The organism is Chryseobacterium sp. JM1 (genome assembly GCF_000737715.1).
In the GTDB taxonomy this organism is placed as follows: Bacteria; Bacteroidota; Bacteroidia; order Flavobacteriales; family Weeksellaceae; genus Chryseobacterium.
Window position 1 is genome coordinate 192772 of record NZ_JPRN01000003.1, and the last position, 22538, is coordinate 215309.

22 protein-coding genes are annotated in these 22538 nt (G+C 36.6%); 15 read left to right on the forward strand and 7 right to left on the reverse strand.

Translation table 11 applies throughout. The features are described from left to right. Nucleotides 1–4 precede the first annotated feature (4 nt). The 4 genes from IW22_RS05970 to IW22_RS05985 form a co-directional block, all read right to left on the reverse strand. On the reverse strand, nt 5–415 hold the full coding sequence (locus IW22_RS05970; protein WP_034725007.1) for a hypothetical protein: 411 nt from the start codon (nt 413–415) through the stop codon (nt 5–7). Nucleotides 416–485: 70 nt separating this feature from the next. Then, nucleotides 486–1364, reverse strand: coding sequence for a CGA/CIA family class A beta-lactamase (gene bla-A / locus IW22_RS05975; protein ID WP_034725008.1), 879 nt, complete (start codon nt 1362–1364; stop codon nt 486–488). Between the two features lie 63 nt (nt 1365–1427). Continuing rightward, complete coding sequence (locus tag IW22_RS05980) at nt 1428–3158, reverse strand: cellulase family glycosylhydrolase (protein WP_034725009.1); 1731 nt, start codon at nt 3156–3158, stop codon at nt 1428–1430. A 225-nt stretch (nt 3159–3383) separates the two neighbouring features. After that, nucleotides 3384–4346: a Gfo/Idh/MocA family protein gene (locus tag IW22_RS05985; protein WP_034725011.1), complete on the reverse strand. Its 963-nt coding sequence runs from the start codon at nt 4344–4346 to the stop codon at nt 3384–3386. 138 nt (nt 4347–4484) lie between these two features. On the opposite strand from IW22_RS05985, the gene IW22_RS05990 reads away from it, so the two are divergent. The 7 genes from IW22_RS05990 to IW22_RS06020 all read left to right on the forward strand — a co-directional run bounded on the left by IW22_RS05990 (nt 4485) and on the right by IW22_RS06020 (nt 11137). Beyond that, complete coding sequence (locus IW22_RS05990; RefSeq protein ID WP_034725013.1) at nt 4485–5135, forward strand: protein-L-isoaspartate(D-aspartate) O-methyltransferase; 651 nt, start codon at nt 4485–4487, stop codon at nt 5133–5135. 645 nt (nt 5136–5780) lie between these two features. Further along, a complete protein-coding gene (locus IW22_RS05995; protein WP_034725016.1) occupies nt 5781–6035 on the forward strand; it encodes a hypothetical protein in 255 nt (84 codons plus the stop codon). Between the two features lie 86 nt (nt 6036–6121). Beyond that, a complete protein-coding gene (locus tag IW22_RS06000) occupies nt 6122–7099 on the forward strand; it encodes a 2-hydroxyacid dehydrogenase (RefSeq protein ID WP_034725017.1) in 978 nt (325 codons plus the stop codon). A 193-nt stretch (nt 7100–7292) separates the two neighbouring features. Beyond that, nucleotides 7293–7583, forward strand: a complete 291-nt coding sequence (locus IW22_RS06005; RefSeq protein ID WP_034725019.1) for a hypothetical protein — start codon at nt 7293–7295, stop codon at nt 7581–7583. 155 nt (nt 7584–7738) lie between these two features. Beyond that, nucleotides 7739–8182 carry an endonuclease domain-containing protein gene (locus IW22_RS06010; RefSeq protein WP_051891159.1) on the forward strand — a complete coding sequence of 148 codons (444 nt, stop codon included), beginning with the start codon at nt 7739–7741 and terminating at the stop codon, nt 8180–8182. A gap of 187 nt (nt 8183–8369) precedes the next feature. Beyond that, a complete protein-coding gene (locus IW22_RS06015) occupies nt 8370–10358 on the forward strand; it encodes a urocanate hydratase (RefSeq protein WP_034725020.1) in 1989 nt (662 codons plus the stop codon). Between the two features lie 17 nt (nt 10359–10375). Beyond that, on the forward strand, nt 10376–11137 hold the full coding sequence (locus IW22_RS06020; protein ID WP_051891120.1) for an abortive infection system antitoxin AbiGi family protein: 762 nt from the start codon (nt 10376–10378) through the stop codon (nt 11135–11137). A gap of 158 nt (nt 11138–11295) precedes the next feature. On the opposite strand, the gene IW22_RS06025 is transcribed toward IW22_RS06020, so the two are convergent. Continuing rightward, entirely contained in the window at nt 11296–12132 is an 837-nt protein-coding gene (locus IW22_RS06025; protein ID WP_034725022.1) for a hypothetical protein, read from the reverse strand. A 1149-nt stretch (nt 12133–13281) separates the two neighbouring features. Then, nucleotides 13282–13656, reverse strand: coding sequence for a helix-turn-helix transcriptional regulator (locus tag IW22_RS06030; protein ID WP_034725025.1), 375 nt, complete (start codon nt 13654–13656; stop codon nt 13282–13284). 128 nt (nt 13657–13784) lie between these two features. On the opposite strand from IW22_RS06030, the gene IW22_RS23555 reads away from it, so the two are divergent. From IW22_RS23555 to IW22_RS06055, 5 genes are all read left to right on the forward strand, one after another. Further along, a complete protein-coding gene (locus tag IW22_RS23555; protein ID WP_051891121.1) occupies nt 13785–14339 on the forward strand; it encodes a Crp/Fnr family transcriptional regulator in 555 nt (184 codons plus the stop codon). Between the two features lie 250 nt (nt 14340–14589). Next, nucleotides 14590–15369 carry an MBL fold metallo-hydrolase gene (locus IW22_RS23560; protein WP_051891122.1) on the forward strand — a complete coding sequence of 260 codons (780 nt, stop codon included), beginning with the start codon at nt 14590–14592 and terminating at the stop codon, nt 15367–15369. Between the two features lie 121 nt (nt 15370–15490). Beyond that, nucleotides 15491–16408: a tetratricopeptide repeat protein gene (locus IW22_RS06045; RefSeq protein WP_117616565.1), complete on the forward strand. Its 918-nt coding sequence runs from the start codon at nt 15491–15493 to the stop codon at nt 16406–16408. Nucleotides 16409–16590: 182 nt separating this feature from the next. Then, nucleotides 16591–17046 carry a hypothetical protein gene (locus IW22_RS06050; RefSeq protein ID WP_034725027.1) on the forward strand — a complete coding sequence of 152 codons (456 nt, stop codon included), beginning with the start codon at nt 16591–16593 and terminating at the stop codon, nt 17044–17046. Between the two features lie 750 nt (nt 17047–17796). Further along, nucleotides 17797–18522: a TonB-dependent receptor plug domain-containing protein gene (locus tag IW22_RS06055; protein WP_034725028.1), complete on the forward strand. Its 726-nt coding sequence runs from the start codon at nt 17797–17799 to the stop codon at nt 18520–18522. Between the two features lie 59 nt (nt 18523–18581). Here IW22_RS06055 and tpx read toward each other — a convergent pair whose 3' ends face one another. Beyond that, entirely contained in the window at nt 18582–19154 is a 573-nt protein-coding gene (tpx, locus tag IW22_RS06060; protein ID WP_185113574.1) for a thiol peroxidase, read from the reverse strand. 175 nt (nt 19155–19329) lie between these two features. Here tpx and IW22_RS06065 point away from each other — a divergent pair, with 175 nt between their 5' ends. From IW22_RS06065 to IW22_RS06075, 3 genes are all read left to right on the forward strand, one after another. Beyond that, nucleotides 19330–20958 carry an NADP-dependent glyceraldehyde-3-phosphate dehydrogenase gene (locus tag IW22_RS06065; RefSeq protein ID WP_034725029.1) on the forward strand — a complete coding sequence of 543 codons (1629 nt, stop codon included), beginning with the start codon at nt 19330–19332 and terminating at the stop codon, nt 20956–20958. A gap of 155 nt (nt 20959–21113) precedes the next feature. Next, the gene (locus IW22_RS06070; RefSeq protein ID WP_034725030.1) at nt 21114–21623 is read left to right on the forward strand and encodes an RNA polymerase sigma factor; all 510 of its coding nucleotides are present in this window, start codon (nt 21114–21116) and stop codon (nt 21621–21623) included. A gap of 10 nt (nt 21624–21633) precedes the next feature. Continuing rightward, the gene (locus tag IW22_RS06075; protein ID WP_034725032.1) at nt 21634–22449 is read left to right on the forward strand and encodes a hypothetical protein; all 816 of its coding nucleotides are present in this window, start codon (nt 21634–21636) and stop codon (nt 22447–22449) included. The last annotated feature ends 89 nt before the right edge of the window (nt 22450–22538 follow it).

Sequence of the window (22538 nt, forward strand, 5' to 3'; positions counted from 1 at the left end):
TCTTTTATTTTTTATAGATAGTTAAATTTTTAAGGTCCGCCAGATCGGATTCATAAACAGTCACCGCCGGATCGAAATTCACAGTACCGTCACTGTCCTGTTTTCTGGTTTTGTTTTGTGAAGTAATAACGGACTGAAGGCCTTTTTCGAAAGTTGTTTTCTGCTTTTTACCCAATCCGTCTATTCCGATGTATAAATTAAATTCACCTTCTCTTCCCAATCCGCCCTGTTTTAAAACTTCAAAAGCCCTCAATTGATTGCTTTTCTCAAACTTTTTCAGATAATCTGTCACAGGCTTGGTGGAAGGTGTTCCACAACAGATACTGCCATAGCTTATACGGACATAGCTCATGCTCTTTTGCGAAAAAAGAAATGCAGAACAGAAAAGGAATGTTGTTAATACTATTTTTTTCATATCAATAGTTTTCCGGGTTGGAGAAATGAAATTCTACCGGTTTTTCAACTTTAAAAATAAGCTTAATATTTTACTTATTAAAATCGTCCCAGACCGCCTTTGAAATATCCGAAACCATTTTACAGTTCACAGCATCCGTTTCCATGGAATCGTTTACAAATACGGCAATTGCGTAATGTTTTCCGTTCGGAAGGGTGATGATCCCCATATCATTTTCAGCAACAGTAAGGCCGTTGTCATTTTTTCCGGAAGAACCGGTTTTGTGGGCTACGGGTGTATTTTTTGGAAGCTGTTCAACAATTTTATTCGTACCGGTTTTGGTTCTGAGCATGATCTGCATCAGATAATCGGTAGATTTTTTGGAAAGCAGTTTTCCATCATAGAATTTTTTCAGAACCTGAACCGCAGAATTGGGGGTGCTGTAATTTTCATACAGAGCCTTCCAGCTTTTATGCATCTCAGCTTCGTTGTGTTTGATCTGGAAGCCTTTTACTCCTTTTGAATCCATAAACTTTTGAACAGTCTGTGTTCCTCCGATAAGCCTTAACAAAACGTCGCAGCCATTATTGTCACTTAATGCAACGGTGTAGTCTAGAACTTCACTTAATGGCAATGAAACATTAGCATCAGGATACTTTTCACGGATCGGCGACCAGGTGTTTTCCAGCATATCTTCTTTTTTGAAGAAAAGTTTCTGATCCAGAGACAGCTTTCCCTTATCCACAAGATCCAGTACTACACAGGCAATATGAAATTTAAATACACTTAAAGTCGGAAGAGGTTGATCTCCGTTTTTACTGTATTTAAAATTATTTTCAAAACCAAGAACCGAAACTCCAACCGTTGCTTTTTTACCTTCTGTAATTGAATTTATTTTTTGTTCCAAAACAGATTTCTGAGCCACTGCCAGAGATGAAATCAGAAGAAAGAAAAGTCCTATTTTTTTCATAAACTACGGATTAAAAAAGATCCCTTTTAGCGTGTAAAAGGGATCTGCAATTTAAGATATTTATTATTGTATTTCAAAATAATTCAGATTCGAACCGTTGCCTTCAAAGCGGAACCTGATTTTATTTGTTCCTTTCTTCAGCGGGACATTTTTAACGGCTACTGTTTTCCAGTTCTGCTCTCCACCGGTGGATGGCAGCGAAATATTGGACAGCTGTTTTCCGGAAGCATCTTCAAGCTTAATCTCAGTATCATTACTGCCTGAATATCGGATATTGAACGTGTAATTTTTCTCGGATTTTACAGTAACAGTATACTGAAGCCATTCTCCCTTTTCTGTTTTTCCTACATAATATTGATTGGTAATACCGTCATGGCAGCGATAAATGTCTACACCGTCATTTCTCATCTGCTGCCCCGAGTTCCACTCAGACCTTTTCTTGGGATCACTTACCCAAAGATTGACAAAATCATGATCAACATAAGCTGAACCGATTCTTCCCAGATCGTATTCTGATGCAAATATTCTTCCCGGAACCTGATGGTTTTTAAACGGTTTGGTCGTATCCTCCGTTACCTGTCTGAACATGGCATCAATAACATCATTTTTGATCTCCACATTGCTGAATTTATAATTTTCTGCTATCTGCATCAATGCTTTCGTTGCAAAATCTTTAGATGGTTTTTCACCACCGTTTTTCCAGTAGTTGAGCAGCTTTTCATATTCAGGAGTGGTTTTTACATTGGTAATTCCCGCAATATTATCGATCTTTTTCATAGGCCAGAACGCATAGCCGATATTGTGTTTGTCCAGAAGCTGAATCAGCTCCGTAAACCACACATTGGAATTCTCGCCGGTTTCTCCAAGCCAGATCGGAATATTGTGTTTTTTTCTGAGTTCAAGAATAGACTGTATGGTTTCGTCATTGTTATAATTCCAGTATTTATGAAAGCTGAATGCTATATTGTTGTCCCACAGTGGGATCAGGCCGTTGTAGTTATTTCCCCAGCCGTTTCCTTCAATAAATATCATATGTTTTTTATCCGTCTCGCGAATGGCTGCTGTAATTTCTTTCTGAAGTTTCCAGAGTGGGGCATTGGACATTTCATCGGTACCGTTCGGATTTTTTCCTGTAAAATTAATATTCGGTTCATTGATCAGATCGTAACCACCGATCCACGGTTCATCTTTATACCGTTCCGCAAGCTTTTTCCAGAGAGCAATTGTTTTTTGTTGATTTTCAGTGCTTTCCCAAAGTGAGGGTTTTGTTTTATCGTTGTCTGAAATATTGACATCATTTCCCTGTCCTCCCGGAGCTGCATGAAGATCGAGAATTAAATATATCTTATTTGAAGCACACCATTTCAGCAGATCATCTGTCATTTTAAAACCCTCTTCCAGCCAGGTATTTTGCCCTTTTACAGGTTCTTTTTCAATGGGAAGGGTATACAGATCATAATGCATAGGCAGCCTTATAGAATTGAATCCTGCTTTAGCGAGAAAATTAATATCCTGTTTGGTAATGCCGTTTTTAAGATATGCTTTATAGAAATCTTTCATTCCGTTTTCACCTATCAGCTCAGAAATCTTTTCTTTGATCTTGTACTGAGGCCCTGCAAAGTCAGCGGTTTTCAGCATATATCCTTCCTGAAGCATCCATCCGCCGAGACCCAGACCCCGCAGCTGAATGTTTTCACCTTTGTCATTAATTATTTTCTGTCCGTCGGTTTTTAATAATTGTGATGTCCCAAATTGAGACAATAATAAGGCGGATAATAGGATGACTCTTTTCATATGGATTTATGTATTTAAATTATTGGAGAGAATTATAGAATAATTGTTTTCAGAAAAACAAATATATTTAAAAAATCCAGAATAAAGATTAAAATTGTGTAACGAAAACAGATTATTTTCAATGAATCGGGAAAGTAAGAATTAATCCATGTAAAATCGAAATTAAATAAAACAGGCTGTCATGGATACCACGACAGCCTGTTAAAATATGATCGTGAGATCTTTTTAAGAAATCAGTTTTACAATTTCAAGGGCAACTTTTAAAGCTTCAGTTCCGTCTTCAAGAGAAACTTCTACATTTTTACCATCCGTGATCGCGTCTGCAAAAGAATTTAATTCATCAAGGATAGCATTATTTGGCTGAATATCAGGATATTCAAATAGAATCTGATTCTTTTCTCCGTCAGCATTCTCAATGATCATATCAAACGGAGTAGGGTTCTCAGGTGCATCTTTCATTCTGATCACTTCCGCTTTTTTCTCAAGGAAATCTACAGAAATGTAGGCGTCTTTCTGGAAGAAACGGCTTTTTCTCATTGCTTTCATTGAAATTCTGGAAGTGGTAAGGTTTGCTACACAACCGTTTTCAAATTCTATTCTTGCATTGGCAATATCAGGAGTTTTGCTTACTACACAAACACCGCTTGCATGAATATTTTTAACCTTTGATTTCGCCATGCTTAATAAAATATCCAGATCGTGGATCATTAAATCCAAAACCACAGAAACATCCGTTCCTCTCGGGTTGAATTCTGCCAGCCTGTGGATTTCAATAAACATCGGATTATTGATATATTCCTTTGTAGCGATAAAAGCAGGATTATATCTTTCAACATGTCCTACCTGCGCCTTGATGCCGTTTTCCTGGCATTTGTGAAGAATTTCTTCTGCCTGCTCAAGCGTTTGGGTTACCGGTTTTTCAATGAAAAAATGAAGCTTTTTCTCAATCGCTTTTAAAGCATAATCGTAATGATAGACTGTAGGTGTCACAATATCCAGCATATCAATCTGCTCAAGAAGGTCATCAAAATTTTCAAAATATTTATACCCGAATTCAGCTTCTATTTTTTTTCCGTTTTCAGTGTCTTTATCGTGGAAACCTACCAGCTCGTACTTATCTGATTGGTTAAGAAGTCTTAAATGGATCTTTCCCAGATGTCCGGCACCTACCAAACCTGCTTTTAACATAGATTTTTTATTTTGGTAAAGATAAGAATTTTAGGTATTAGGAAATACCTTGTTGCATTTAGGTTGATAAGTATTGATAGTTTTTTTACTTTTGTAGAAACTACTACACGCAACCTAATAACTACTATCTTACTAATGATGCATGATTCGTTTGTACATAAAGGAAAAAGAAAAATCTTAGTCGAATATTTAAGACATAAGATCGGGATATCGGATGAGAATGTACTTTCGGCAATGAGTGAAGTTCCGAGACACCTTTTTATCGAGAGCATTTTTGAGGATTTCGCCTATGAAGACCGGGCATTTCCCATTTTGTCACACCAGACTATTTCCCATCCTTCAACCGTAGCAGAGCAGTCTGAGCTGTTGCAGGTGAAGCCAGGAGAGAAGGTTCTTGAAATTGGAACAGGTTGTGGATACCAGACTGCCGTTCTGATTGCTATGAAAGCTTTGGTATACACGGTGGAAAGGCAGAAAGATCTTTTTGATTTTTCAAAAAAGAAGTTCCGCGAGTTGCATTTAAATCCGAAATTTCAAAGTTTCGGGGATGGTTTTGCCGGACTTCCGACGTTTGCCCCTTTTGACAAGATCATCGTTACCTGTGGAGCTTCGGTGCTGCCTACAGAATTACTGAAACAACTGAATATCGGTGGAACAATGGTGATTCCATTAGGTCCTACTGATGAACAGATTCTGTACAGGTTTACAAAAACAGCTCCTACGCAGTTCGAAAAAGAAGAATTTGGGGCTTATAAATTTGTTCCTATGTTGGGAGATACCAATCATTAACGAAGTTTTTTCACCACAAAAGTCACAAAAGTTTTTTAATTCTAAACACTTCAGGTCACTAAAGTTTCAAAAGATAATGGTCTTGAAAACAATAAGATCACATCAGTAGAAAATCAAAGATTTTCATAAAAACTTAAGTGCACTTGTAAGCAGTTCGAATTTGAACTTCAAATAAACTAAAGTGTTATAGAGCTTTTGTGTCTTTTGTGATTGATGTTTTTCTCCATCAAATTTTTCGGATGAAACGGATTCTATGTTTGATTTTTAAACCATTAAGGTCAATGAAGATGATAAGAAAAGTTAAGAAAATCTGATGATTTTTTAAGTTAGTCTGCTTAAAGTGGAGCTCATCTTAATATTCTTAAAAACTTATTTATTCTTAGTGGTTCAAATTTTAGATCTCCCGCGGATTTCACAGATGGCGCAGATTTTTACAAATATTATTCTGGATGAAAATCTTTGATTTTTTTTGTAGAACTTAAGTGTACTTTCTTGCAGTATGAATTAAACTTCAAATAAACTAAAGTGTTATAAAACTTTTGTGTCTTTTGTGGTTAAAAAAAATCACATTTTAATAAACATTAAGACCGTTTCGGAATAGTAATTGGATTCAGTACAGAACCTAATCACTTAAATTATATTATTATGGATACGAATAGATTTAAATCCTCACACGATTTTAGTAATATTCAGAAAAACCTGCATAATAATCCCGGATATCATGTAGAAAGCTATGGGCAGCAGGTGAAGGATTATATGAATGATATGAAAATGAAGAATCAGGAAGTAACCAAACAGGGCTTTATGGCTCATGCACAGAAATCTGCAAAAGATGTTTGGGATGAAATTCAGGAGATGGCTTCAGAAGCCTGGGACAAAAATAAAGATAAACATCAGTAATTTTTAATACAAAAGTTAAAGAACCTCACTTGTAACAGGAGTGAGGTTTTTTGTTGAAATACACGAAATCTAAATCGAAATAAATAATGAAAGTATTTGTAAACAGAAGAATTCCGGAAGCAGGAATTCATATGCTGAAAGAAGCCGGGCTGGAAGTTTTCATTCCGGAACACGACAATCTGTCTCGTGAAGAATGGCTGATCTATTGTCAGAATCACGATGCTGTTTTAAGCGTGGGCGGAGAATTTAAATATGACAAAGATTTTTTTAGTCAATGTCCCAATATAAAAACAATCGCATTATATTCCGTTGGTTTCGATCACGTAGATATTAACGAAGCGAACCGTAGAAATATTCCCGTGGGAAATACGCCGGATGTACTCAGTAAAGCCACTTCAGATGTTGCTTTCCTGTTGATGCAGTCGGTGGCGAGGAGAGCAAGTTACAATTTTCAGAAGGTAAAAGATGGCAACTGGGGCGACTTTGATCCGTTACATGCTTTAGGGCAGGAATTGTACGGGAAAACTTTGGGAATATTAGGGTTAGGTAGAATCGGTGTTGAAATGGCTAAAAAATCAAAAGCGGCTTTTGATATGAATATTATTTATCATAACCGTAATCAAAATGAAGAAGCTGAAAAAGAACTGAATGCTTCTTATGTTTCTTTCGAAGAACTGATTGCACAATCTGATGTTCTTAGTATTCATGCTAATTTCACTCCTGAACAGAAGGATCTATTCAATGCATCCGTTTTCGCAAAAATGAAAGACAATGCGATTTTTATCAATACAGCAAGAGGCGGTTTTCAGAACGAAAAGGACCTGTATGAAGCATTGATTTCAAAACAAATCTGGGGAGCCGGTTTAGATGTCACGAATCCTGAACCGATGTCTAAAGAAAGCCCGCTTTTAGAACTTTCGAATGTCTGTGTACTGCCGCATATCGGTTCAGCCACCATTGAAGCGAGAACCGGAATGGCCAAAATCGCGGCTGAAAATATTATAGCCTTCTCTAAAGGTGAGAAATTACCTTATTGTGCCAATCCTGAGGTGTATACGGGATGAAGAATGAGTAATGGGCAATAAGTAATGAGTAATAAAAAAAATTGGGAAGAACATCTTTCCAATTTTTTATGGTAAAAATGGATGAGGAATTGAAACAGCAGTAGTAAATGATCTGTTTACATAAATCTCTTATAACAAACGGGAAGGTTGGAACCGTTTTTGTTCTATACCATTCACATTAAATACTGATATTATGACACCAGAAAACAATACCAACGAACAGAACAGAAAACTCGAAGAGATGGACTACAGTCCGAGTGAAGATATATTCAATAAAGAAAAACATATTCCGCTTGACGGTGATGGAAACCCCATTCTCAGTGAAGAGGACGATGATAAATTAGATAAAGGCTTGGATATTCCCGGCACTGAAGATGACGATGATATGGAAGAAATAGGATCCGAGGACGAAGAAAACAATTACTGGAGCCGCAGTGATAATGCGGATGATCATGAAGAAGAAAATGACGATGTTTTAACTTAAACTCCGAATGCATACAATATAACAGCCTTACTGATTTTCAGTGAGGTTTTTTATTTTTGGGATACAAGAATTCTGATGTGGAGACATTCCCCTCCTCCGGAGGGGTGGATTCGACTGAAAGGAGAAGACGGGGTGGTCAAATAAAAACACAAACAATGAAAGAAATCTTAACACACATTCACAACATTCCCATCTACAGAAATTTTGTAGAACACTTACCCTTTAATCCTCATTTAATCCTGTTATTAAAAGAAAAACGAAAAGCAGGAATATTAGGCGAAGTTCTTTTCTGGAAAAAGGTAAGGGCAAGAACATTCCACCATATTGATTTTGACAGACAAAAGGTTATCGGAAATTATATTGTTGATTTCTATGTAAAAGCTCTGGGGTTAATCGTTGAAATTGATGGTTCAAGTCATGATGAAAAAGAGGTTGATGATGGAATCAGACAGGAGTATTTTGAGTCTTTAGGGCTTGTCGTTTTCAGAATCACTGATTTTGATGTGAGGAATAATCTATATGTCATAATGAAGGATCTGGAATATTTTATTATTGAGCATTTTGGACCACCCCGTCTTCCAAAATTCCATGAATTTTAAATCCACCTCTCCGGAGGAGGGGAATCTTCACCCGCCATCTCAACTACACCCGAATCATCACATCATCAAATCAGCACATTAACATATCATCGAATCACCGCATCAAATTCCCTTGCCTATATTTTCTAATTTGAATATCTTTAAAACTTAAAAAAGTTGAATTCTAAACATTGAACTAAATAGCAATATGACATTTCAAGAACAGATACAGCAGGGGATCCCGAATCAGCTGCCACAGCCTAAACCATACGAAACCAATATCAACCATGCGCCGAAGCGTAAAGAAATCTTAGGGGAGGAAGAGAAAAAGCTTGCTCTGAAGAATGCTTTGCGTTATTTCGAGCCTCAGTTTCATGCGGAGCTTTTACCTGAATTTAGGGAAGAACTGGAAAAATACGGGAGAATTTATATGTACCGTTTCCGTCCGGATTATGAAATGAAGGCAAGATCCATTGCTGATTATCCCGGAAAGTCTGAGCAGGCAAAAGCCATTATGCTGATGATTCAGAACAATCTGGATTATGCCGTGGCACAGCACCCTCACGAACTGATTACGTACGGAGGGAACGGAGCCGTATTCTCAAACTGGGCTCAGTATCTGTTAACGATGAAATATCTGTCTGAAATGACGGATGAGCAGACTTTAACGATGTATTCAGGGCATCCGATGGGATTGTTTCCTTCTCATAAAGATGCGCCGAGAGTGGTGGTAACGAACGGAATGATGATTCCTAATTATTCCAAGCCGGATGACTGGGAGAAATTTAATGCCTTAGGCGTTACGCAATATGGGCAAATGACGGCGGGAAGCTATATGTATATTGGTCCGCAGGGAATTGTTCACGGTACAACCATCACTGTATTGAATGCATTCAGAAAAATTAAAAAAGACTCAAAGGGCGGACTTTTCGTTACTTCAGGATTGGGAGGAATGAGCGGCGCACAGCCAAAAGCCGGAAATATTGCCGGTTGTATCACGGTATGTGCTGAAGTGAATCCTAAGATCACCAAGATCCGTCACGATCAGAAATGGGTGAACGAGATTTATGAGAACATAGAGGAGCTGATCGATAGAGTAAGAAAAGCTCAGGAAAATAAAGAAACCGTTTCTCTGGCTTACCTTGGAAATATTGTTGAGGTTTGGGAGAAATTTGACGAAAAAAACTTAACAATAGATATCGGGTCAGATCAGACGTCGCTTCACAATCCGTGGGCGGGTGGCTATTATCCTGCCGGACAGAGTTTTGAGGAATCAAACAGAATGATGGCTGAGGAGCCTGAATTATTCAAAGAAAAAGTTCGGGAAACGTTAAGAAGACACGCAGCAGCCATCAATAAACATACGCAGAAAGGAACCTATTTCTTCGACTACGGAAATGCCTTTTTACTGGAAGCTTCAAGAGCCGGAGCAGATGTAATGGCCGAAAATCCAACCTTAGGAAGAGAATTTAAATATCCGAGCTATGTTCAGGATATTATGGGACCTATGTGCTTTGATTACGGTTTCGGGCCGTTCCGTTGGGTATGTGCAAGCGGAAAACCGGAAGATTTGCAGAAAACCGATGATATTGCATGTGCTGTTTTGGAAGAAATGGTAAAAAATTCTCCGGAAGAGATTCAGCAGCAGATGAAAGATAATATCCAGTGGATCAAAGGCGCTCAGGAAAATAAACTGGTCGTAGGTTCTCAGGCGAGAATCCTTTATGCCGATGCAGAAGGAAGAATGAAGATTGCTGAAGCCTTCAACAATGCCATTAAAAACGGAGAAATCGGACCTGTTGTGCTGGGAAGAGATCATCATGATGTTTCCGGTACGGATTCCCCTTACAGAGAGACTTCCAATATCTACGACGGTTCAAGATTTACCGCAGATATGGCGATTCACAACGTAATCGGTGACAGTTTCCGTGGTGCTACCTGGGTTTCTATCCACAACGGTGGCGGAGTAGGCTGGGGGGAAGTAATCAACGGAGGTTTCGGAATGCTGCTGGACGGAAGTGCAGAGGCCGACAGAAGATTAAAATCCATGCTGTTCTGGGATGTGAACAACGGAATTTCCAGAAGAAGCTGGGCTAGAAATGAAGGCGCTGTTTTCGCCATTAAAAGAGCGATGGAAGCAGAACCGAATTTGAAGGTGACACTGCCGAATTTTGTGGATGAGAGTTTGTTCTTATAATTGATAAATATCTTGCTATGGCACTAAGTTCTAATTCTCTAATCCATTTTACAAATAAATTGGCTAATTTAAAAGGTATTCTTAAAGATAACTTCAAACTAAGATATTGCAGAGAAATAATAAGATCCGATACAAAACGATATGACTTCTTAGTTCCAATGGTTTCATTTTGTGACATACCATTTTCACAAATTGAGAAGCATATACAGAGTTATGGAAATTATGGTATTGGATTGAAGAAATCTTGGGCAGAAAAGAATGGACTAAATCCAGTATTATATACGGATATTAATTCGAATCTTTCAAAAAATTTTTTTGACCACCTATTAATTAAAATTAAAAATGGAGATGATGATAAAAAAATTTCGAAATTAACTTTAGAAGAAAAATATGTATTTGATATTTTTAGATATATTAAAAATTATCAAGGAAAATTAGAAAGATCAGGTAAAAAAATAATTGAAAACTATAGATTCTCAGATGAAAGAGAATGGAGATATGTTTTAAATTTAGAATCGGAAGCTTTGATGTTTGCTAATTTAAAAAAGGTTATTCATGAAGATGTTAGCATTTTTAAGCAATTAGTTAATGACGAGATAGAAAACGAAAGATTAAATTTTGAGCCAGAAGATATTAACTATATAATAATAAAAAATGAATCTGAAAGAAATGATATTATAAGAACTCTGGAAAATATTAAAGGAAAATATCCAATGGAACAAGTTAAAAGACTTACAAGTAGAATAATTTCGACTGAACAAATAAAGTCTGATTTCTAATAAATTTGAACTAAGAATTAATCATTTGAAAATCAAAAAAAAACCTGCTGTGAAGCAGGTTTTTTATTAATTATTACAAAAAGTATAAATGGAAAAATAGAAGAAGATTTCCTGCTTATACTTTAAATGAAATAGTCAATAGAATATTAGTTGCAGTTTTAATTTCTATATTTTTTCAATATTGTATTTTTGAACTCCTTTGTCATTCCTTTAAACCATTTTTCAGATTTTTCTAAGTAATCAGCCAATTTATCGGTTGTAACTATATCAGGAAAAAAAATTAAATCAGATGTACTATAATTTGGAGAAGAATAACTTAATTGAACTTGAATTAATTCTTTTTCGTTTAATTCTATTTCTCCTTTTTCATCTAGTTTGACTTCAAAAAGGTTTCCATCAAGAACAACAACAGGAATAAAAATATATATTTCTGTTTCTTCTTTTAGATCAAACTCTTCAAATTTTTTATCATAAGAATATTTTTCTTTTTTATGCCAAGCTGCTTTACAAACTCCAATTAAAGATTCATATACTTTGGAAATTTCATTTGGTGGTTTGAAACTTTCATGAAAAGCGATACCATAGTTTTTTATATTTTTTTTGAAATTATTAGTATCAACTTCTCCTTTTGTAAATAATCCGGATTTAAATTTTCCTCCATTATTGGTTGTATTATTATGACCTGTTGATAGGATTCTCCACCCTTGAGATGTATTATTCCTTTTTTCAACTGAAAAAACGACCCAAGGTCTTTTCTTCATGCGTTTGACATCAATAACTAATTGGAATTCTACATGTAACTTTGATTCCTCATCATAATATGTTTTTGTTGCAATAATATCAATTTCTCTACTTTTGTTATAGTCTTTATCTTCATATGTTTCACTATGACGTGTAGACCAGCCCTTTTTTATCAGTAAGGAATTAACTTGGAGCTCTGAAACAAAACCTGTTAGTTCAATATCATCTAAAATCTTTTTTTTTAAATCCTCCATTTATAAAATGCTATTAATATTGAGATAATAAGATATACATAGTTTCAATCAAAAATGTAATTTCCAAATATAAAAAAATGAATTTAATCACAATTACGTGAAACCGTAAGTTCACTTTTTATATCCGAAATTATCAGAAGCTTTAAAACACAAGGAAAGCAAACCACTTGAATTCTCCATTGGTTAAAACAACCCTGTTTGCCACCTCCGAACATCTCCCCAACTCTCCCACAACTTGTAGAAAGCCTCCGCCCAACTCCTGATATTTATTTCAAGGTTATTTGTCACATTATAAGTTTTTTATATATTTAAATCCGAAACCAAAAACACAAACAAATGAAAATTTCACTCACTAAGCTGGGTACTAAAGATCTTGTGATTTTAGCCCAGAGAATTATTGGCAGTTTTCAATTCTGAAATATTCTGTAATTAGCAACCAGCCTCTTGTGGTATCTCTCCGAATGGTAATGTGAAAATAATTAAAGAAATATCGCGCAGATTTTGCAGATCGTGCTGATGCTTATGTTTTATTGGCTGTTGATCTAAACCTATAAGGTTTGAGGGTAATAATTGTTGAAAAGGAATTTTTGGATAGGAGGGAATGATGAGATTGCTTCGTCGCTTTGCTCCTCGCAATGACGGCGATATTCAATTTTATCGGAGATAAAATCTTTGCGTCTTACAACGTGTTTTTGTCATAAAATTTGTGTCTTTGCGATGTTCCAACAATAAAAAAGATAAGTTTTTTTGCTTGTTTTATGCATTATCGCGCAGATTTTGCAGATGGTGCTGATGTTTATGTTTTATTGGCTGTTGATCTAAACCTTATAGGTTTTTAAAACCTATAAGGTTTGAGGGTGATAATTATTGAAGGGTTTTTTCTGTTGGATAATCGCAGAGACGCAAGGCTTTATAAGCTGTGTGAATATTTAAGGCGCAAGAAAATCGATGATTTTCAGCAAAGGGGATGGTGATTGAGATTGCTTCGTCGCTTTGCTCCTCGCAATGACGGTGGGGAACCATTAAGGGTATTTAAGCTGTTCAGAATAGTAAGCATCCTGCTTTATAAAACATCTTTGATGTTTCTTAACGAACCTTAACCACTTAAATTCTCTTAATGGTTCAAAACAAATAAAGCATAGGAAATCTTTATTTTTTATACTTTTTAAGTTCTTCTTCCAGTCTTAGGTTTTCTTTTTTCAGAAGCTCTATAAGCTCTCTCTGGCTTTCCAGGAGGAATTCCGGAACATTACAGTAATAGTTACCGCTTATATTATTTCCAAAACTAGTGCTTGAAGTAATATTATCAAAATGATTGATTTGTTTCGCTTCCTCTTCCTGATAGATTTCCTCCAAGGGAACTTCCAGGAAATGGGCGATCTTTTCCCATTCTTCTTTTCGGATGGCCACATCTCCGGATTCTTTTCTACTGTAGTTGGAAACATCTGTGGCAAGGACATCCGCGATCTGCTGCTGCGTTAGACCTTTTCTTTTTCTTACATCACGTAGTTTTTCTTTTTGCATAACCGTATTTTGTACAAATATGCAAAATATTACTCAAAAAAATATAATTGGCCTTTTTATTAGGAGGTAAAAATCACAAATAAAACCTTATTTTTACTCTGTCCAACATCAGTTTAAAACCATCACCATTGGCCACCATCAATAAAAACCTTTTTTCGCATCTGAATATGGATGGAGAAGATCCTGCCTGGGAAAAATTTGGCAAGCTTGAATTTTCAAGAAAGAAAATATTTCAGGAGGATAAGGTGTATCTCGTTGAGCAGGGTATTGTCCGGAAGTTTTACATCAAGGAGATCGCAGATCTGGATCAGGAAATCTCAGTCGACTTCTATTTTCCGGGAGATGTCTTCGTAGTGGGTGATAGTCCTAAAGAAAGATCTTCCGAAGCTGTTTTTGAATCCATCGATAAAGGTTTGGCCTGGGAAATAGAACTGGATGAGGTGAAGGAAATGTTTACCGTCAATCCCGACTGCCGGTTTGTACAGAATTACTACCTCAGTAAAAAGCTGAATGCCGCGATGAAGAGAGAAATGCTGCTCCTCAAAAATACCCCTCAGGATCTCTACGAATACCTTCTTAAGAGCAAACCTCATTATATCAAGCATATTCCTTTGAAATATCTTGCGTCTTACATTGGAATTACGCCTATTTCTTTAAGCAGAATCAGGAAGAGAATTTCTTGATTGGGGTTTGAGGGTTTTAGGGTTTGAGAGTAGGAGAGTAGGAGAGTTTTTGTGTAAGAGGAGTTGAGGTTGACTGGAGAGTTTGTTGCTGGTTGACAGTTGCTGGTTCGTATCCCGAAACTTTAATACTGCAAAAGGTCTCATGTCTGAAATCTGACATCTGACATCTGACATCTGAAATCTAGCTCATTAATTATCTTTTGTTTATTGTTTGCCGTTCCATCAATTTTTTCCTTTGTTGAAAAAAAATATGGAAATACAAAAACTCAATTGGGCCGGAATAAAGCTTGTTTCCGGTGGAAAAACGGTACTGATAGACGCGGTAGAAGATTTCTCTTACTATAAACCTGTTTTAGGCGATGCGGTTGAAAAGCTGCTGACTTTTTCTGAGGATCTGCGGGCGGATTATATTCTTTTTACGCATATGCATCTGGATCATTTTGATAAGAAGATGATAGAAAAATGCCTTAAAAAAGAGGGTAAGTTGATTGTGTATTCGGGATTGGAGGAGATCGTAAGGAAATATGTAGGAGACGTTGAAATGGTTGTTCTGGATTTAAATGAAACGTTTACTGAAAATAAGATTACATTCAAACCCGTGTTTGCGATGGATGGGGTGGGCGAAATTCAAAGTTCGTGGATTGTAGAAGACCAACAGACCAAAATTTTTCACGGCGGAGATACAATCTGGCATAATCAGTTCTGGAAACTGGGAAAGGAAAATGAAAACATAGATTATGCATTTTTACCGGTGAATGGAGTGGTCGTGAATTTTGAAGTGATTGGTTTGGAATACAGTCCGGTTCCTGCTTCAATGGATCTGGAAGAAGCTTTTACGGCAGCCCATCTTTTGCACGCCGGAAAACTGGTTCCTATACATTATGGTTTATTCGAACATGAGAAATTTTATCTTCCCAAAAAGTTTGATCAGCAGGATCTGCAGAGACTTTATGAGGAAATAGGACAGGAATATATAATTCTGAAAGACGGATGTATTCTGGATGAATCTGAAAATAATCTGGAGTTGTAGTAAAGGTTAAAAATAAATCTGTAAAAAACTTTGTCAACTGATCGTTTATGGCAAAGTTTTTTTATTTTTAGCATGATTTCGAACCTCGAATTTTTTATTGTAAAATTTCAGATAACTGTTTATGAGAAAGCTATTTTTAAGTTTAATGTTTTGCTCTTTGTTTTCAATTCCGGTGTTGGCCTGTTTAAACGGAGAGACCAGAAAACTCAAAGATGGAACTGAAATTTATACGGATTTTAAGGGATTTGTTCCCAGAGGTCACAGTTTTAACAATTCTGAAGGCTTGGAAAAAACTTTAGTCGGACTAGAGAAAGAATACGAAAGAACAAAAGATCTGGATTATTTGTCGGATAAAGGCTATATCCTGATTATTCTTAAAAAATATAAAGAAGCCATAGAATTGTACAAACGTATTGAATCTATTGCTCCCGGCAGATATTCTACAGCTTCCAATATGGGGACAGCATATGAACTGATAGGGAATAATGTTGAGGCTTTAAAATGGATCGAAAAGTCTATTAAAATCAATCCCGGATCCCATTCCGGTTCGGAGTGGATTCATGCTAATATTTTGAAAGCAAAAATTAAAGGAAGTGGACCCTATAATTCAGAATCCTTAATTCATACTGATTTCGGAAGCAGAAAACGCCCTGAAATGGATTTACCCAAAGAGGAATTATACAGACTTCGCAAATCTCTTTTTTATCAGTTAAATGAGCGGATATCTTTTGTAGAACCTGAAGACGAAATTGTTGCTCGGTTATTGTTTGATCTGGGAAATGTGGCTTTTTTAATGAAATTTAAGGATGAAGCTTACATGGATTATGAAAAGGCAAAAGATTATGGTTTTAAAGATCCCATTGTACAACAAAGGATGATTTCTTTGTCATCAATGACAAACAGTAAAGAAGCCCGATACAATACAGTTGATGAATCCACGGAAGAGATGATCAAAATAGGGTTGTCTGTATTTTCATTGCTTTTCTCAGCCATAATTGTTTTTGTTTTCAGAAAGAATATATTTCCAATGCTTAAATAGCTTGGGTTCGGGTTATCCTTGTGAAGGTTTTAAACCTTGACAACGATAAGGAAAACTGTAGTTCTGTTTTGGGTTCTGAACGACGCTCTTCGCCAGTGGCATATTTTCTGGTAAAATTAAAAATGCTGGGCCTTGTTCCGAATTCAGATTAAATAGAGGCCTGATAAATAGTTTATAAATGTATGAAGGTTTTTAAAGCAAACGAATCCAGCAGCTCTCTTCAACTGCTCAACGAAAAGCAAGAGCAGATGGGAGAACTTTTATTTGGATTTATTGGTGGTCTCAATGACAGAATAAAAATTGGGAATGAAGTGTATATGATTAAAGGCACAGGTTTTTTGTGGATGGGCACGAATATTTTTGATGCATCCGGAAGATTGGTTTTAAAATTTGATGCTTCAAAAAGCAGGGTATTTTATTATGGAGAAACTACTGAAATCTATACCTATCAACATAAAGGGTGGCTATCTAAGAAACTGAATTTATACAACTGGGAAGATCAGTTATTGGTAAGCCTTCATCACAAACAAAAGTTTTTGAAAACTATCTATACTGTAGAAATTGATGAAGATTTTAATAATAGTATAATTATTTTGAGCTGTTTAAATTTCTATCATACAGGATTATCCAGTGGGTGAAATACAAGAAGATCGACAATTTTGAGCAGAGACGATGGTGAGATTGCTTCGTCGCTTTGCTCCTCGCAATAACGGCGGTACTCAATTTTATCGGAGATAAAATCTTTGCGCCTTACAACGTGTTTTTGTCATATCATTTGTGTCTTTGCGATGTTCCAACAATAAAAGAGAGAAGTTTTTTTATTTTATCGCGCAGATTTTGCAGATCGTGCTGATTTTTTATTGGCCGTTGATCTAAACCTTATAGGTTTTTAAAACCTATAAGGTTTGAGGGTGATAATTATTGAAGGAATTTTTCTGTTGGGTAATCGCAAAGTCGCAAGGCATTATAAGCTGTGTGAATATTTAAGTCGCAAGGAAATCAAAGATTTTCAGCAAGTGGGATGGTGAGTGAGATTGCTTTGTCGCTGCGCTCCTCGCAATAACGGCGGTACTCAATTTTATCGGAGATAAAATCTTTGCGCCTTACAACATGTTTTTGTCATATCATTTGCGTCTTTGCGATATTCCAACAATAAAGAGAGAAGTTTTTTTGTTTTATCGCGCAGATTTTGCAGATCGTGCTGATTTTTTATTGGCCGTTGATCTAAACCTTATAGGTTTTTAAAACCTATAAGGTTTGGTGGTATTAATTATCGAAAAAGATTTTTCTGTTTGGAAATCTTTGAGTTATTCCAACAATATCATTTATTTCAACATAACCTTTCCAACCTTTCTCATGATTCCCGCATCTCTATATAAAAAGAGACTATGAAAATCACCATACCAAAACCGTGTCACGAGAACTGGGAAACCATGACCCCCGAAGAAAAAGGAAGGTTCTGTTCTGTTTGTTCCAAGACCGTGAGAGATTTCACCGTTGCTTCTGATCAGGAAATTATAGAAGCTTTTTCTGATCCTTCAATGGATATTTGCGGAAATTTCAATGCATCACAGCTGAACAGAAATCTGAATTATTCTTTTATTAATTCGCTCTTTACGAAGTTTGCGGTTGGTTTTATATTAACAACAGGAGGGTTTGTTTCCGTAAATGCTCAGCAAAATACGGTCAAGGATACTTTAAAGACGGAAGAGATCAGAGAAATTGTATTTTCTGGATTTAATAAACAGAGAGACCGGAAATTGTTGGGAGCTGTTTCCGTAATTCCAGGAAATCTTTTGGTAAATACTCAACAGAATGATATACCGGTACAGTTGAGTGGTGTGATTGGTAAGGTAGTTTCTACTAAACAGATAGAGAGTCCTTTTCATCATAAAAAAATAATTGGGGGAGCTTCATTAACCATTAGGAATAATGAAAAACCTTTATATATAATCAATGGGAAGCTAAGCAGTTTGGAAGAACTTAATATGGTTGATCCTAAAATGATAAAATCGATTAATATAATGAAAGATACAACTGCTATTTATGGTGTAAAAGCCAAAAACGGCGTTATTGTTATCACCACAAAAAAGAAGGAGAAACTGAAAAAATAATGGGCTTCGGCGATCGAAGATCGCCGAAGCCCAGTTTAAATTATTACAAAAGCAAAAGCTTATTTTTTCACAGCTGCAATCGCCGCTTCATAATTCGGTTCCTGCGAAATATCAGCAACCTGTTCTTCATAAATGATTTTTCCAGAAGGATCGATCACAACAACAGCTCTGCTTAAAAGTCCTTTCATTACAGAATCCGTGATTTCCACGCCATACGTTTTTCCGAAATCTGAACGGAAATCTGAAAGCATTACGACATTTTTGATTCCTTCTGCACCACAAAATCTTTTTTGGGCAAAAGGAAGATCTTTAGAAATACAGAGAACAACCGTATTGGGAATACTCGCTGCGTCTTCATTGAAATGATGGACAGAAGCTGAACAAACACCTGTATCCACACTTGGAAAAATGTTCAGGATCATGTATTTTCCTTTGTAGGAATCAAGTGTCTGATCCTTCATCGTAACGTCTGTAAGGGTAAACTTCGGGGCTGCTTTATTCACTGCAGGAAGTTTCGCATAAGTATGTACCGGTTTTCCTCCCATCAGAACAGTATTCGCTGTTTTGGTGTTTTGAGCAAAAATAAATGCTGAGAAAAACAATAAGGTGCTGAAAGCTAATTTTGAAAACATGAAATTTTATTTTTAGTAAAATTATTCATTTTTTCAGTACCTGACATTAATTTTAATTCAAACACCCGCCAAATAGAGCAAATCTATCAACCGGCTGTTTTTAAAACCGATTTTAACGGCTACCTTTATTCTGTTAATTTTAGAATGACACGCAATTATCAAAAAATAAAAATTTATGGATTCAGTCAATAAGCCGTTGTTTCAGAATATTTTTAAAAGTGAAAACGAAATTCCGGAAGAATTTAAAGTACAGGAGATTCATCAGAAAGTCTATCTTCTCAATGGAGAACTGGTGGAATGGAAAGGAGAGGTTCAGAATATCTATTCGCCGGTCTGCATTCCTACGGAAAACGGTCTCCAAAGAAAATTGCTGGGAAGTATCCCAAATATCAGCCCGAAAGAAGCGATGGAAGTTCTTGAAGCTTCGGTTAAAGCCTACGATAATGGTCTCGGAGAATGGCCTACGATGTCTGTAGAAGGGCGTATTCAGTGTATGCAGAAATTTGTTTATCTGATGATCCAGCAGCGTGACCTTATAATTAAACTGCTCATGTGGGAGATCGGAAAAACTTTGGCAGATTCTACTAAAGAATTCGACAGGACTGTAGATTATATCAACCAGACCATTGATGCCCTGAAAGATTTGGACAGAGAATCCTCCCGTTTTCAGGAAGCTGAAGGAACCATTGCACAGATCAGAAGAGCGCCGCTGGGCGTTGTGCTGAGTATGGGACCGTTCAATTATCCTTTAAATGAGATCTTCACCACACTGATTCCCGCACTGATCATGGGAAATACGATTTTGTTTAAACTTCCAAAACATGGAGTTCTGGCTCATTATCCATTACTGAATGCTTTCAAAGAAGCCTTCCCGAAAGGAACTGTCAACACGCTTTACGGAAAAGGTTCAGAGATCATTACTCCCATTATGGAAAGTGGAAAAGTTAATGTTCTGGCCTTTATCGGATCCAGCAAAGTGGCCAACGGATTGAAGAAACTGCATCCTAAAGTAAACCGTTTACGCGCTATTCTGAGTCTTGATGCTAAAAATGCAGCCATTGTAACTAAAAATGCAGATTTAAATGTAGCAGTGAGCGAATGTATACTGGGAGCATTGTCATTCAACGGACAGCGTTGTACCGCATTGAAACTGATCTTTGTTCAGAAAGAAATTGCGGAAGAATTTACCCAAAAATTAAGTGCTGCTATTTCCGCATTGAAACCCGGACTTCCGTGGGAAAAAGATGTAAAGGTAACACCGCTTCCTGAAGTGAATAAACCAATGTATCTGAAAGAATGTATTGAAGATGCTTTGGCTAAAGGTGCGAAAGTTTTAAATGAAAACGGAGGATTTACAGAAGAATCTTTTGTGTTTCCTGCTGTGGTGTATCCGGTAAACAGTGATATGAAGCTGTATCACGAAGAGCAGTTCGGTCCGGTCATTCCGGTGGTTCCGTTTGAAGACATCGAAGAACCTATCGATTATCAGGTGAATGCATCCCACGGAATGCAGGTAAGCATTTTTAGTGAAGATCCTCAGGAAGTTTCCAGATTAATTGACCCGTTTGTGAATCTGGTGAGCCGTGTGAATATCAATTGCCAGGCTCAGCGTGGTCCGGACGTTTTTCCGTTTACCGGAAGAAAAGACAGTGCGGAAGGAACGCTTTCTGTTTTTGATGCACTCCGTTCATTCTCCATAAGGTCTCTGGTAGCTGCAAAACTGACAGATTCCAACAAGAAACTATTAAATACCATCGTCAGAGAACACGATTCTAATTTTTTAAGTACAGACTATATTTTCTAGACAGATTTTTCGGATCTAGTTAACATAAAATAATAATCCTCATTAAATTTCTTTATTTTTTGAGGATTTTGTACTTTGACACGTGGAGTTTTTAGTTTTTGTGTTAAAATTGTGGTATTTACTTTAAATACTGCTGTACGAGTAGAGTTTCGAGCATGTCTTTAATGGAAAAAGAATTTTTAGAGAAAATTGAAAAACACAAAGGTGTTATTTTCAAGATCTCTAAAATGTATATGGACGATCAGGATGATCAGAATGATCTTTATCAGGAGATCATTTATCAGGCCTGGAAATCATACGGCGATTTCCAGAGGAGGAGTGACTTCTCTACGTGGCTCTACCGGACTGCACTTAATACTGCGATCGTATTTTTGCGTAGCGAAAAAAAACGTAGTTTTATACAAAATCAGGGAATAGAAAATCTTGTTGTTCCGCAAGAATCCTATAATGATGCAGATGACAGAAATATGAAGCTGATGTATGAAGCAATCCACCAGCTCAGCCCTATAGACAAGGCGCTTATCTTTTTCTTTTTGGAAGATTTTCCCGGCAGGGAAATCGCCCGCCAGTTGGGGATCACTGAGGTGAATGCCCGTGTAAAAATGAACCGGGCAAAAACAAAACTGAAGGAGATCATAGAAAAGCAGAAGGGCAACAAGATTTAAAGCAAAACAAATGGAGTTAGAAAATTTTAAAGAACTTTGGGATAAAGACAACAGGCAGGATCTGCCTGAGATTTCTCTTGAGAAACAGCGTGAAATTCATTCGCCTATGCGGATGCTGAAGATTAATATGCAGACAGAATTCTGGCTGATGGTCGTCACCCTGCCTATGCTTTTAATGGGTTTTCCGTTTGCTTCCGGAGACACCAATATTGTAATTATATCGGCATTTGTCGTCGCACTCACACTTGCCTTCATTATTTATTTTTACTCGCGTTTTCTCAAGCTTTACAAAATGCTATGCAACAGCAGTATCAATACAAACTATGATTTATTTAACCTTAAAACACAACTTTTAATATCGAAAGAAATCTACATTTCCTATTACATTTCCTACATTCCGCTGGCCTTCCTGTTGTCTCTCATCAAGATCAGCTTTCACTTTGAAATGAAGTATAATCTTGCCATTTTCGGGATCAGTTTCCTTATTACGCTGATGCTGGTGTGGTTTATCATCAGATATTGGATTTATTATATGTATGGACGATATATAGAAGATGTTGTCCGTTTGGTGGACGAACTGAACGGCCTTGAAATAGAACCTAAGAAAACGCGTAAAAACTCATGGTTTGAACGTTCTCAAAGGTTTTTCATAAATAAGTTTGGACTTCAGGGGAACATTCTGAATACGGTGATATGGTTTGTTTCAGTGTATATTTTTATCATTATATTTCTGACACTGGTTCTTCTGATTTTCATTATCATCGGCGTGAAACTTGATTTTATTGATCTTCATATTCTTATGAAAGCGCTGGACAGGCTAAATTAATTTTCTCTGTACATCTTCCATCTTAAAACTTTCTGATACTTTAAAAATACAAATACAGTCCCGGTGAATTTTTTCTACCGGGACTTATT

Coding starts and splice junctions, on each gene's coding strand:
- IW22_RS05970 (WP_034725007.1), bottom strand. CDS start 415: ATGAAAAAAATAGTATTAACAACATTCCTTTTCTGTTCTGCATTTCTT.
- bla-A (WP_034725008.1), bottom strand. CDS start 1,364: ATGAAAAAAATAGGACTTTTCTTTCTTCTGATTTCATCTCTGGCAGTG.
- IW22_RS05980 (WP_034725009.1), bottom strand. CDS start 3,158: ATGAAAAGAGTCATCCTATTATCCGCCTTATTATTGTCTCAATTTGGG.
- IW22_RS05985 (WP_034725011.1), bottom strand. CDS start 4,346: ATGTTAAAAGCAGGTTTGGTAGGTGCCGGACATCTGGGAAAGATCCAT.
- IW22_RS05990 (WP_034725013.1), top strand. CDS start 4,485: ATGCATGATTCGTTTGTACATAAAGGAAAAAGAAAAATCTTAGTCGAA.
- IW22_RS05995 (WP_034725016.1), top strand. CDS start 5,781: ATGGATACGAATAGATTTAAATCCTCACACGATTTTAGTAATATTCAG.
- IW22_RS06000 (WP_034725017.1), top strand. CDS start 6,122: ATGAAAGTATTTGTAAACAGAAGAATTCCGGAAGCAGGAATTCATATG.
- IW22_RS06005 (WP_034725019.1), top strand. CDS start 7,293: ATGACACCAGAAAACAATACCAACGAACAGAACAGAAAACTCGAAGAG.
- IW22_RS06010 (WP_051891159.1), top strand. CDS start 7,739: ATGAAAGAAATCTTAACACACATTCACAACATTCCCATCTACAGAAAT.
- IW22_RS06015 (WP_034725020.1), top strand. CDS start 8,370: ATGACATTTCAAGAACAGATACAGCAGGGGATCCCGAATCAGCTGCCA.
- IW22_RS06020 (WP_051891120.1), top strand. CDS start 10,376: ATGGCACTAAGTTCTAATTCTCTAATCCATTTTACAAATAAATTGGCT.
- IW22_RS06025 (WP_034725022.1), bottom strand. CDS start 12,132: ATGGAGGATTTAAAAAAAAAGATTTTAGATGATATTGAACTAACAGGT.
- IW22_RS06030 (WP_034725025.1), bottom strand. CDS start 13,656: ATGCAAAAAGAAAAACTACGTGATGTAAGAAAAAGAAAAGGTCTAACG.
- IW22_RS23560 (WP_051891122.1), top strand. CDS start 14,590: ATGGAAATACAAAAACTCAATTGGGCCGGAATAAAGCTTGTTTCCGGT.
- IW22_RS06045 (WP_117616565.1), top strand. CDS start 15,491: ATGAGAAAGCTATTTTTAAGTTTAATGTTTTGCTCTTTGTTTTCAATT.
- IW22_RS06050 (WP_034725027.1), top strand. CDS start 16,591: ATGAAGGTTTTTAAAGCAAACGAATCCAGCAGCTCTCTTCAACTGCTC.
- IW22_RS06055 (WP_034725028.1), top strand. CDS start 17,797: ATGAAAATCACCATACCAAAACCGTGTCACGAGAACTGGGAAACCATG.
- tpx (WP_185113574.1), bottom strand. CDS start 19,154: ATGTTTTCAAAATTAGCTTTCAGCACCTTATTGTTTTTCTCAGCATTT.
- IW22_RS06065 (WP_034725029.1), top strand. CDS start 19,330: ATGGATTCAGTCAATAAGCCGTTGTTTCAGAATATTTTTAAAAGTGAA.
- IW22_RS06070 (WP_034725030.1), top strand. CDS start 21,114: ATGTCTTTAATGGAAAAAGAATTTTTAGAGAAAATTGAAAAACACAAA.
- IW22_RS06075 (WP_034725032.1), top strand. CDS start 21,634: ATGGAGTTAGAAAATTTTAAAGAACTTTGGGATAAAGACAACAGGCAG.